This window comes from Corynebacterium sp. KPL2861 (assembly GCF_040225475.1).
In the GTDB taxonomy this organism is placed as follows: domain Bacteria; phylum Actinomycetota; class Actinomycetes; order Mycobacteriales; family Mycobacteriaceae; genus Corynebacterium.
In genome coordinates this window covers 1-12225 of record NZ_JBEHFW010000014.1, presented here as the reverse complement: position 1 = coordinate 12225, position 12225 = coordinate 1, and the positions used below count along the sequence as shown (strand labels likewise).

Here is a 12225-nt window from a genome sequence, read left to right as displayed (position 1 = left end):
TAAGGGTAAAGCGCTTACGCAGCTTGGCTGGTCGCGCGGCCTGCGCACTGTCGGAACAAATAAGCCGTAGCCAGTAAGGTAACCGGTACGGCGACAATCAAGCCAACCAGGAGCAGGATGCCGCCGGCAATCACAATCAGCGCGTTGAGCACCGTCAGCAGCAAGAGCTGGCCGTAGTTTCCCTTACCGGCCTTAAATCCGTTCTTGATGGCTTGGCCAATCCCGTCACCGTCGGCAGCAAACCACTGCATCAGCATATAAAGCGGTTGGATGAATAGGCTGATGAGAGACACTACAGCTAAGACTCCGAAAAAGCTCGCTATGGCCTCTAACGCCTCTTCCTCGGTGGCGTCGGCGCCCGCGTCTGGGCCGAGGAAAATCGAGCCCCCAACGAAGATGAACATGACTACCGAGGTAATAATGCCGATGATGATCATAATCACCAGCGGCTGCCACCACCGCACGTCTTTGCCCACATAGCTCCATCCAGTGCGCGGATCATCAATCTGGAAGAGCGCCAGTCGCATCGCCAACAAGCTAACGACGACCGTGATGATGTAGGACACGATTTGCACAATGGATCCCGCACCGGAGGCATCCGCACCCTCTGAAGGAGCAACGGCCATACTCACGCCGGAGATAGCTACGACAATGACGCCAACGAGCAAGGCACCAAGGATCCATAGTTTCCAGTTCTTAAATACCGTGCGAAAGGCCCAAGAAATCGAATCAATGGCCGAGGGCTTTCCGGTAAAACCGCCAGGATTTACGGTATTGTCCTGTGCTTGGTAGCCCGCATATCCTTGGTTGCCGGAGCTTTCGTAGCTGCCACTCTCGTGGCTGCCGCCGTAGGAAGGCAGGCTTCCGTAGCTCGGCTGGTCTTCTGGGTGGTCAGTCGGTTCATAGCGCGGAAAATCGTCATTTCCCCCGGATTTATTGTCATTCATCAGCGGTGCCTTCCTTCTGTATTCGGGTTGGGCGCAACGAGAAAAGTATCGTTTGGTAAGTATTTTCACAATAGCAACTTTTTCCACTCCACGTAACCGGGGTAAGCTCATAAATTAGCCATGACAAAGCATGAAACCACTACTTCGCAGGCCCCTAGCCGCGATGAACTTTTTGCAGCATTAGAAAACGTAACCATCGCTGAGGCCCGCAGCTTCCGGCGCCGTCTATCGAAGGCACGTGCCCCCAAGGCCCTGCGCGAAATCGGCCAGGATATCCAGGCTGCCGCAGATCGCCTCGCGCTTGTCGATGCCGCCGTGCCCCAACTCACCTATCCCGATTCCTTACCGGTCAGTGGCCGCAAGGACGATATTGCCGCCGCTATTGAAGAAAACCAGGTCGTCATTATTGCCGGCGAAACTGGTTCTGGTAAGACCACGCAGATCCCTAAGATCTGCCTCGACATCGGCCGGGGCCGCCGCGGCCTTATCGGCCATACGCAGCCGCGCCGCATCGCCGCGCGGACCGTCGCCGAGCGCATCGCCTCCGAGCTGGACCAAGATATCGGGGAATCGGTAGGCTACGCCATCCGCTTCGATGACCAGGTCTCTGATACCACCGCGGTGAAACTTATGACGGACGGCATTCTGCTAGCAGAAATGCAGCGCGATCGCTTCCTTAATAAATACGACACCATCATCATCGATGAGGCGCACGAGCGCTCACTGAATATTGACTTCCTCTTGGGGTATCTCAAGCGGATTCTTCCCAAGCGGCCCGATCTCAAGGTGATTATCACCTCCGCGACGATCGATCCGGAAAGTTTTGCCGAGCACTTCGCCCAGCCCGATGGCACCCCTGCACCCATCATCGAGGTATCCGGGCGCACCTATCCGGTGGAGATTCGCTACCGTCCCCTCGAATTCGAGGCCGGTGGAAAGCTGGTGGATCAAGACCCGCTCGATGGCTTAACCGAAGCCATCGAGGAGCTCATGGCAGAAGGCGACGGCGATATCCTCTGCTTTTTCCCAGGCGAGCGCGATATCCGCGATGCCATGGAAGCCATCGAGGCCAAAAAATGGAAAAACGTCGAAGTCGCTCCTCTCTTCGGGCGCCTATCCAACCAGGAACAGCACCGCGTATTTAGCAATCACCGCGGGCGGCGCATCGTTTTGGCCACAAATATCGCCGAAACCTCGCTGACCGTACCCGGAATCCGCTACGTCGTGGATACCGGCACCGCGCGCATCTCGCGCTATTCCACGCGCACCAAGGTGCAACGCCTGCCCATCGAGCCCATTTCTCAGGCCTCTGCCAACCAGCGCTCCGGTAGGTGCGGCCGCGTCGCCGATGGCATCGCCATCCGCCTCTACAGTGAGCAGGACTTCCAAAGCCGCCCGGAATTTACTGATCCGGAAATCCTGCGCACCAACCTGGCCAGCGTCATTTTGCAGATGGTCTCGCTCAAGCTCGGCGAAATCGAGCAATTCCCCTTCCTCCAGCCACCCGAGTTCAAGGCCATTCGCGATGGCCTCAACCTCCTCCACGAGCTCGGGGCGCTCCAGGATAAGCACGAGAAGCCTAAGCTAACAGAAACCGGCCGCAACTTGGCCCGCATCCCACTCGATCCACGCATGGCGCGCATGCTTATCGAGGCCCATACCAACGGCTGCCTCCACGATGTCATCGTCATCGTTGCCGCCATGACCATCCAAGATGTGCGCGAACGTCCGCTGGACTACCAAGCGCAAGCCGATCAGGCGCACGCGCGCTTTAAGGACAAGACCTCTGACTTTTTGTCCATGCTGAAGTTGTGGGATTACATCAAGCAGACCCGCAATGAGCAATCGGGCAATAAATTCCGCAAGCGCATGAAGCAGGAGTTCCTCCACTATATGCGCATCCGCGAGTGGTTCGACTTGGTCCGCCAACTCAAGGACGTCTCCAAGCAGCTGGGGTGGGATTACCAAGAAGGCACCGAACGCCGCTCCGACGATATTCATATCGCGCTGCTTTCTGGCCTGCTATCCAATATCGGCGCCCGCGACGGCAATTCCAAGGAGTTCCACGGCGCGCGCAATACCCGCTTCCTCGTCTTTCCAGGCTCCGCCTTGGCCAAAAAGCCGCCCGAATTCCTCATGGCGGCTGAGCTCGTCGAAACCTCTCGGCTCTGGGCCCGCGACGTTGCCGCCATCGATCCGTCGTGGGTGGAAAAGCTCGGCGCGGACCTGCTCAAGCACAACTATTCCGATCCCACGTGGTCCCGCAAGCGCGCGGCCGCCATCGCGCACCAAAAATCCACGCTCTACGGAGTGCCAATCGTTGCGGATCGCACCGTGCCCTACCACCGCGTGGATCCCGTCGCTGCGCGCGATATGTTCATCCGCAACGCCCTTATTGCCGGCGAGTGGAACGTGCACCACGACTTCCTCAAGGCAAATGCGCAGGCCCTTGATGAGGCCGCAGAATACGAGGAAAAGGCCCGCCGCCGCGGTCTCATCGTGGATGAGGATACCCTCTTTGATTTCTATGACCAGCGCATTCCAGACAAGGTCACCACGGGCCGGCATTTCGATTCTTGGTGGAAGAAAAAGCGCCGCCAGGAACCCGATCTGCTGAATTTCGATCCAGCCACGCTTGTCGATGACTCCCACGACGTCACCGAAGTCTCCTTTCCCGATCACTGGCGCAAGGGCTCCATCGATTACGAGCTGACTTATAAATTCGAACCCGGCGATCCCCTCGATGGCGTCACCGTCATGGTTCCCGTTCCCATGCTTGCCGGTCTCAATACCGAGGGCTTCGATTGGCTCGTCCCCGGCCTGCGGTTCGAGCTCGTCAACGAGCTTATTCGTTCCCTTCCCAAGGCTCTGCGGCGCACCGTCGTGCCCGCGCCGGAATTTGCCGAGCGCGCCATGGAACGCCTCATCCCCTTCGAAGGCCCCCTTACCCAGCAACTTGCCGATGTCCTGCGCGAGCTCGGCGGCCACGGCATCAACTCCTCCGATTTCCAACCGGACAAGCTGCCGGAACATTTGCGGATGAATTACGCGGCCATCGACAAGCGTGGCACCATCATCGATTCCGATAGGAACCTTGCCGCCCTGCGCGAACGCCAGGCTGGCCACATTAAATCGTCCGTATCGCGGGTAAGCCGGACAGCCGAATCCACCGCGGTCAGCGAATGGACCGACGATACCCTCGGCACCGTTGACAAGACCGTCACCACCACCGTCGATGGCCACGAGGTCACCGCTTACCCAGCGCTGGTGGCCACCAAGGATGGCGTGGAGCTTAAGGTTCATCCCACCAAGGCGGCTGCCGATGCCGCCATGGTCACCACCACCCTCACGCTTTTGATGCGCGAGATTTCCGTCTCGACCGCGCAAATGGTCAAGGGGCTTCCCTTGCAGCAGCGCGTCGCCGTGGATTCTTATCCGCATGGCGGGGCCGACGGGCTGGTCAATGACGCCCGCGTCGCAGCAATCCGCGACCTCATGCTCGAAGCCGGCGGCCCCGTGCGCTCGCCAGAAGCGTTTTCCGAGCTCAAGGATACCGTGAAGCCGCAGGTTCCCGGCCGCGTGCGGCAATCAATCGTCTCGATCGCGCCTGGCTTGGCTGAGTACTCCAACCTCCGTGCCGAGCTTTCCCAGTGGGACGGTCCCGCCATCGACGATATGGAAAAGCAACTTAATTTCCTTCTTCCGCCGAATGCCATCACCGTGCACGGAGCCACGCACCTGCGCCACCTTCCCCGCTATATCCAGGCAATGCGCATCCGCCTGGAGGACATGTCGCTCGATCCGGATCGCGATGCCGACCGTCAGGCCGAAGTCGATAATGCCAAGGCCTATCTTGCAAACCGGCTACGAAATCTCCCTGCGGGCCGCGAAAAGACGCGCGAAGTCAAGGACATTCATTGGATGATCGAGGAACTGCGGGTCTCCCTATTTGCCCAGCGCCTCGGCACGGCGCACGCAGTGTCCCTGCGGAGAATCCAAAAGGCAGTGGATAAGCTGCGCTGACGTTCCTATCACCGCATTCCCGGCACTCGCCGGGAGCTCCGCTCCCACCATCGCTGGCTGGTTGGCCGGCCAAACCCCACCAGCTAGCCAAAGCTGCTGCCCAGCCACATCTGCTGCCCAAGCACTGCTTGCGCCCAAGCACCACTGTCGGCAAGAAACCGCTGCCAGTCACCAACAAGGAAATCTGTTCTCTCAGCCGCCAGTGACGTCAGAATTAGGCGGCCTCACCAAAATCATGGGCCCAAAACCCCAGTTAAAGCTGCTTCGAGCCTGCCCTAAACCCCCGCAGTTTAAAGGCCCCCGCGATCGCGTCGCCGCATCAGTCGAATCTCCGATTCAAAGTCATCCGCGCTCTCGAAAGATTTATATACCGAGGCGAAGCGCAGATATGCGACCTCGTCTAGGTCACGCAATGGCTCAAGGATCGCTAACCCGATTTCGTTGGCATTAACCTGTGAAGACCCATGCCCCCGCACGGTTTCCTCAACTTCTTGCGCCAACTTTTTAAGGGCGTCATCGCTAACATCTCGGCCTTGGCAAGCGCGCCTGACACCCCGAATGAGTTTATCCCGGCTAAATGGTTCTGCAAGGCCATTTCTCTTAACGACCAGCAGTACAGCTTTTTCCACAGTGGTAAAACGCCCTTTACACGAAGCACACTCGCGACGCCGCCGTATCGATGCGCCTGCATCTACCACGCGAGAGTCGATAACGCGGGATTGTTCGTTATGGCAAAACGGGCAGTACACACTAGTCCTTTCGCTAATTTAGCTTCTCGGCTTAGTTTACTCCCGAGGCCAAGCCAAGAATCGGACGCCGCTACTCCAGACTCGTGCTGCCCGCATGCCTGCCTCCTTAAGCGAGCAAGGTCACCCCTGCCCTAGGAGGCAAGCTGATGGCAGATAAGACGCCCAACCTAGAGCCTTCCCAGCGCCCGCTTAAGTACTAGATGCATTACTTAACGATCGCTGCTTCTACTTGCTGTACCGAAGTACCAGGTTCAGTCGGTGCCTCAGCGCTCGTGCCCATCAATCCACCGACGACCGTGCCAAAAAATACCGCAGCGCCGAACACAGCACCAAGCAGGTAGTTTTTGCGTGAACTCTGTGTATCGTCTTTTTCAATCGCGTTGTTTGCCACATTAAGCAGCGAATATTCGTCAGTCCACATATTCGAATCCTCTTTAGGATTCGTTCGATATTCAGAATCTAGCGTCCTAATTTTTTCTATTCCAGAGCGGGGATGCTGCGCACCCCACCTACGATCATCGATATCCCAGATGGCGGCTGAAGGTACGATCTGTGGACGTGCCGAGTGCTGTTTAACCATGTTATTGCGAGAGTTAAGTAGTTGAGACATTTTTTCCTTTCGACGACCGCAATAAGTCTAAAGCGGCCCCTTGACACGACAGGAGCACAATGTCGCTCCTGTGTTCGAGATTGATTCTATGTTCGATTTATAGCACCCTTTCGAAAACCTGTCCAGTTTTCGGCGCAAATCTCGAACGCCTGTACTTTTCGTGCTACAAATGGGTTATGGCACGCAGCTGCCACCCAGTCCCTTTTCAAGCTACGACCGCAGAATCTCAGACCCCTAGCTAGGAGCCGCACATGGGCCGCAAAAAAGCAAGCAATGCAAAGAACGATTACGCTTCCCTTTCCGAAAGGCAACGCCGCATCCTTAACGTCATCAGCGATGCGGTGATGCTACGCGGATACCCACCCAGCATCCGCGAAATCGGCGATGCCGCAGGCCTGCAATCCACTTCGTCCGTGGCCTATCAGCTCAAGCAGCTTGAAGAAAAGGGTTTCTTGCGCCGCGATCCTAATAAGCCACGCGCGGTCGATGTGCGTCACCTCAATACTGACGACGGCGAAAAGAAACCGGGGCGTAAATCTAAAGAGGCCACCGATACCTCTGCCCGCAGCGCTGAAGAGTCCGCTGCCGTAGCTTATATTCCCGTCGTGGGACGCATTGCTGCCGGTGCACCGATCACCGCAGAGGAAAATATCGACACGTATTTCCCCATGCCAGACGAGGTCGTCGGCGGAGGCGAGCTTTATATGTTGCAGGTTGTGGGCGATTCCATGCAGGATGCCGGCATCCTCAACGGCGACTGGGTCATCATCCGGTCACAGTCAGTGGCTGAGGAAGGCGAGTTTGTCGCCGCGCTTCTCGATGGCTCCGAGGCCACCGTCAAGGAATTCCACCGCGACTCCTCTGGCGTTTGGCTCCTTCCGCACAACGATGCCTATCCGCCCATCAACGGCGATGATGCAGAGATTATGGGAAAGGTGGTATCCGTGTTCCGCAAGCTCTAGGCCTCGGCAAGCTACTTTAACCAAGCCGCACGCGAGTTTTCGCCTGCAGTTCTTGTCGCCGCCTGCACTCTGCGCCCGCTTTCTTGAAACCCGCTCTTTGCACGTCGTACGCTGCCCTGTTCCCTTGCTTGGGGAGCAGGGCCGTTCGAGTTTTAACGCATTCCACGCCTTTCTGCCTCGCAAGCGCGCCCCAAAAAGCCAACTTAAGCGCGCGGGGCCTATTGATAAAGCACCCCCAAAATAACGGATCCGTAAGTAAAGCGCTAACAGGGCCGACTTTCATCTAGGGGAATTAGAACTTACTGACCAGCAATTTTTGTTCAAACCAGACAACGGAACAAATCTGGATTTTTGTTTTCGTCCGATTACCGCCGAATTTTGACACAATGGAGGGAGAAACCCCACATGATTTAGCTTTCACCGCGCGCGTGCATTCGCAAATAGAGTTCACGCTCGGCCGAAGGCGAGGAGCAAGGAGGATCCGTGTACGCAGAGGAGCGACGCCGCCAAATCGCGTCCCAAACTGCTGTCGAGGGTCGCGTCAACGTCACCGATTTATCAGAGCGTTTCGACGTGACTGCCGAAACCATCCGCCGCGACTTGGCCGTACTGGATCGAGAGGGCGTTGTCCACCGCGTTCACGGTGGCGCCGTTGCTTCGCAAGCGTTCCAGACCGCGGAGCTCACGCTTGATACCCGCCAGCGTTCCGCATCTGGGGCCAAGGCCGCCATCGCGCACGCCGCGCTCGACTTCCTTCCCCCTGGCGGCGGCAGCATATTCCTGGACGCCGGCACCACGATTAATACCTTTGCCGAGCTCATTAGCCAGCAATACCCGCAGGCGCAGTTCAATATCGTCTCCAATAGCCTGCCCATCGCACTGTCGCTAGCCAATAGCGGCGTTCCCGATGTCCAGCTCCTCGGCGGGACCGTACGCGCTATCACCCAGGCCGTCGTCGGCGATACCGCCCTGCGCACCATGGCGCTCATGCGCGCCGATGTCGCCTTCATCGGCACCAATGCGTTGACCCTCGATCACGGCTTGTCGACGGCCGATTCCCAAGAAGCAGCCATCAAATCCGCCTTCGTCACGAATGCCCACAAGGTCGTGGTCATGTGTGATTCCAGCAAATTGGGCAACGACTACTTGGTGAGCTTCGCCTCCATTGCAGATATCGATGTCGTCATCACCGATTCCGGCGCACCGGAATCCTTCGTCGATGCCCTGCGCGAGCGCGAAATAGACGTCGTGCTCGCCAGCGAATAGCTCCAGCACGCGCACGACTTCGCCCTCCCTACTCCGGTGCCATTTCTCACCGAGGTAGGGAGGGCGAAACCTTATGCCGCTAGTTGAACTTTTCTATCTGCTCCATCGCTGCGGCGCGGGCGGCGGAGGGGCCTTCGGAGTTGAGGGCAGCATCGGCAAGTTGCTGGCACTGATCGAAGGTCAGCTCGGCCAATTGGGCACCAACGCCAGCGACTGCGGTCGATGCAGCCGACAAGGAGTTGACGCCTAGGCCGGTCAATACGCAGGCCAATAGCGGATCGGCCGCGGCCTCGCCGCACACGCCAACCGGTACGTTGTATTCGTGTCCGGCGATGCAGGTGTGCTGGATCAGGCGCAGCACGGCCGGCTGCCACGGGTCGGTGAGGTACGCCAGCTGCGGCGACAGGCGGTCAGCGGCCATCGTGTACTGGGTGAGGTCATTGGTGCCGATGGAAACGAAGTCCAGATGCGGCATGATCTTATCCGCCATCAGCGCTGCTGCGGGCACCTCAATCATCGCGCCCGCGGTCAGGCCGCGCTCCCGGCACAGCTCCGCAAACCACTGGGCTTCCTTCGACGTCGCCACCATCGGTGCCATGACCCAAGTCTCGGCATCGCCGCCGCGGGACTCCGCGGCCTGGGCGATGGCGTCCAGCTGGCGGGTTAACAGGGACTCGTTATCGCGGGCAATGCGCAGACCGCGTACACCCAACGCCGGGTTCTCTTCCGAGGACAACGTGGCATAAGAAATCGGCTTATCGGAGCCAGCGTCCAAGGTGCGCACCACGACCTTGGAATTGGGGTAGGCGTTAAAGACCTTCTTGTAAATTTTTGCCTGCTCGTCAACGGAAGGCTCCTCGCTCGCGGACAGGAACGACAACTCCGTGCGGTAGAGGCCAATGCCCTCTGCCTGCGAGTCGGAGGCAATGCGGGCGGCGTTGCCATCGGCCACGTTGGCCAACAGCTGCACGCGGTGGCCGTCCTTGGTTTGCGCCGGCCCAGTCCATTCGGCCACGCGGGCGGCGCGCTCGCGGTATTCCGCGACCGCCTTGGTGGATTCTTCCTCGTCCGCACCCAGCGTCACGGTTCCGAGCGCACCGTCGACGAAGACCAGAGTGCCGCTTTCGATCTCCCGCAGCTTATTTCCCACGGCGACGATACACGGAATATCGAGCTGGCGGGCGATGATCGCGGTGTGGCTAGTAGGCCCGCCCAGCTCGGTGACGAGCGCGCGAATATGCGCGGTATCCAGGGTGGCGGTATCGGCAGGCGCGAGGTCATCGGCAAAAAGCACCGCTTGGCCCTCCACCATGGGCAAACCAGGCTCCTGCTCGCCGCGCAGCTGGGCGATGACACGGTCGCGCACGTCCTTCAGATCGGTGGTGCGCTCGGCCATGACGCCGCCTGCCGCTTCAAACATGGTGACGAACTTATCCGTGGCTCCCACCGTGGCGAACTCGGCATTCTTGCCCGAGCGAATGTTCTTGCGCACGGCCTTGTGCCACCCGCGGTCCTTGACCATGCCGGCGGTGGCCGTCAGCACTTCCGAGGCTTGGCCCTCGGCGGCTGCGGCGCGGTTTTCCAAGCGGCCGGCGACGACATCGACTGCCTCGAGGAAGCGATCGTATTCGGCTTCGCTGCTGGCCTCTTGGTCAATACTTCCTTCAGTAGGCAGCTCCGGGCGGGGGCGCACCCATACGGCTTCTGCATAGGCAACTCCAGCGACAACGCCGGTTCCTTTAACAGTGGACTGAAGCGTATTTTCCATGGCGATACTTCCTTCGAAGATAGCGGCTTATTTATTTCCAGATCATCACAAATCCAACAGAAATGCAATGTATGCCACACGGTTTCTATTGACTTTCCAACACAATCGGGCAAGAATAAACATTAACGGCGGGCTTAAGCGCGAGTTCCAACCGGACCGGACTGCGTGTGGCCCCCAATATACGCACTCTGCGAAAGGGATAAGTTCTCGATGATCCTCACGCTCACCCCAAACCCAAGCATTGACGCCACCCTGGCGCTCAATCAGCCACTGACCTCAGGCGATGTCCACCGAGCCGCCAGTGTTACCCAGGTTGCCGGTGGCAAAGGCGTCAACGTCGCCCACGCCGTGCACCTCGCCGGGGGAAAAACCCTCGCCCTCTTCCCCGCCCGCGCGGCCGATCCCTTCATCAACCTCATCCAGGAGGTCCACCTCCCCTACGCCCACGTGGACATGGACGGTGGCGTCCGCGTCAATACCACCATCACCGAGCCAGATGGCACGACCACCAAGGTCAACGGCCCTGGCCCGCTGCTTTCCGATGCCACCCAAAACCACCTCATTTCCACGCTTACCCACCATGCCCAATCCGCCGATTGGGTAGCCCTTGCCGGATCGCTGCCCAAGGGTGTTGACGCCGGCTGGTATACCGACCTCATCAAGGAGATCCGCACTGCCGCCCCGCAGGCGCGCATCGCCGTCGATACCTCTGATGCTCCGATGAAGGGCATCGCCAAGCAGCTCGCTTCCGCCGCCCCGGATCTCATTAAACCCAACGGTTTCGAACTGGGGCAGCTGACCGGCCAGGATGGCCTCGCCCTCGAGCGCGCCGCTGCGGCCGGGGACTATAGCCTAGTCGTGGAGGCTGCAAGGGATGTCGTGGGGCGCGGCATCAAGGAAGTGCTCGTCACCCTCGGCGGCGCCGGCGCCGTGCTGGTGACCGCAGACGGCGCGTGGGCTGCGACCCCACCTCCCGCCACGGTGAAATCCACCGTTGGCGCGGGTGATGCCGCACTGGCCGGATACCTACTGGGGCACACGCAGGGGAAAGGGCCAGCAGATTCCCTCGCGCTCTCGGTGGCTTATGGCACCGCTGCGGCCGCAAAACCCGGCACCCAATTCCCCAGTCCCGAAGAACTCGATACCGCCCATACCTCCATCTCCGCTCTATAGCTAAAGGAGCCTTCCATCATGGCATCCGATCTCATCACCACAGAACTCGTCGCGCTTGACGCTGACTTTGGCGATAGCGTCGATTCCGTTATCACCAACCTCGCCACTTTGGTGCACGATACCGGGCGCGCAACCGAGGTCGCAGGCCTCGCCCAGCCCGCCATCGACCGCGAGGCCAAGGCCGGCACCGGCGTGCCAGGTGGCGTGGCCATCCCCCACTGCCGTTCCGAGGCCGTCACCGAGCCGGCCCTAGCTTTCGCCCGACTTTCCCGCGGCGTGGATTTTTCCGGCCCCGACGGCGATGCCCAGTTGGTCTTCCTCATCGCCGCCCCCGCCGGCGGTGGCAAGGCCCACCTGCAGATTCTTTCCAAGCTCGCCCGCGCCCTCGTCCGCAAGGACTTTTTAGAGGCCCTGCGCACCGCGTCGACGAAGGAAGAAATCGTCAAGGAAATTTTAGCCGTCGTCAACGCGGAAAAGCCGAAGAAGAAAAAGCAGGACACCGCGGAGGCTGCAGCTGGGGCTGCGGAAGGGGCATCGGCAAGCGCGGGTGCTTCGGCGCAAGCTACCCGCATCGTTGCCATCACGGCCTGCCCAACCGGCATCGCGCACACTTACATGGCTGCCGATGCCCTCACCCAAACTGCCGGCGAGCGCGACGACGTCGATCTCACCGTCGAAACCCAGGGCTCGTCCAATAATGAATCGGTCTCGCAGTCCACCATCGACG

The 12225-nt window shown here is 59.4% G+C and carries 9 protein-coding genes; 5 read left to right on the top strand and 4 right to left on the bottom strand.

Going from position 1 to position 12225, the window contains the following annotated elements; genetic code table 11:
- Window positions 1-14: 14 nt before the first annotated feature.
- Entirely contained in the window at window positions 15-947 is a 933-nt protein-coding gene (locus tag ABRP84_RS10330) for a hypothetical protein (RefSeq protein WP_349853672.1), read from the bottom strand.
- A 120-nt stretch (window positions 948-1067) separates the two neighbouring features.
- On the opposite strand from ABRP84_RS10330, the gene hrpA reads away from it, so the two are divergent.
- A complete protein-coding gene (gene hrpA, locus ABRP84_RS10325; RefSeq protein ID WP_349853671.1) occupies window positions 1068-4970 on the top strand; it encodes an ATP-dependent RNA helicase HrpA in 3903 nt (1300 codons plus the stop codon).
- 290 nt (window positions 4971-5260) lie between these two features.
- On the opposite strand, the gene nrdR is transcribed toward hrpA, so the two are convergent.
- Window positions 5261-5719, bottom strand: a complete 459-nt coding sequence (nrdR, locus tag ABRP84_RS10320; RefSeq protein WP_023022704.1) for a transcriptional regulator NrdR — start codon at window positions 5717-5719, stop codon at window positions 5261-5263.
- 205 nt (window positions 5720-5924) lie between these two features.
- Window positions 5925-6329 (bottom strand): hypothetical protein, encoded by a 405-nt coding sequence (locus ABRP84_RS10315; RefSeq protein WP_156904616.1) that lies wholly within the window; start codon window positions 6327-6329, stop codon window positions 5925-5927.
- A 251-nt stretch (window positions 6330-6580) separates the two neighbouring features.
- Between ABRP84_RS10315 and lexA the strand changes: the two genes are divergently transcribed.
- Both lexA and sugR read left to right on the top strand, forming a co-directional pair.
- The gene (gene lexA, locus ABRP84_RS10310; protein ID WP_023022709.1) at window positions 6581-7291 is read left to right on the top strand and encodes a transcriptional repressor LexA; all 711 of its coding nucleotides are present in this window, start codon (window positions 6581-6583) and stop codon (window positions 7289-7291) included.
- 483 nt (window positions 7292-7774) lie between these two features.
- On the top strand, window positions 7775-8557 hold the full coding sequence (sugR, locus tag ABRP84_RS10305) for a transcriptional regulator SugR (protein WP_023022711.1): 783 nt from the start codon (window positions 7775-7777) through the stop codon (window positions 8555-8557).
- A gap of 79 nt (window positions 8558-8636) precedes the next feature.
- On the opposite strand, the gene ptsP is transcribed toward sugR, so the two are convergent.
- Window positions 8637-10325, bottom strand: coding sequence for a phosphoenolpyruvate--protein phosphotransferase (gene ptsP / locus ABRP84_RS10300; RefSeq protein ID WP_023022713.1), 1689 nt, complete (start codon window positions 10323-10325; stop codon window positions 8637-8639).
- A gap of 210 nt (window positions 10326-10535) precedes the next feature.
- On the opposite strand from ptsP, the gene ABRP84_RS10295 reads away from it, so the two are divergent.
- Together ABRP84_RS10295 and ABRP84_RS10290 are read left to right on the top strand one after the other, a co-directional pair.
- Window positions 10536-11498, top strand: coding sequence for a 1-phosphofructokinase family hexose kinase (locus ABRP84_RS10295; protein WP_349853667.1), 963 nt, complete (start codon window positions 10536-10538; stop codon window positions 11496-11498).
- Between the two features lie 18 nt (window positions 11499-11516).
- On the top strand, window positions 11517-12225 hold a 709-nt coding region (locus ABRP84_RS10290), incomplete at its 3' end, for a fructose PTS transporter subunit IIA (protein ID WP_349853666.1).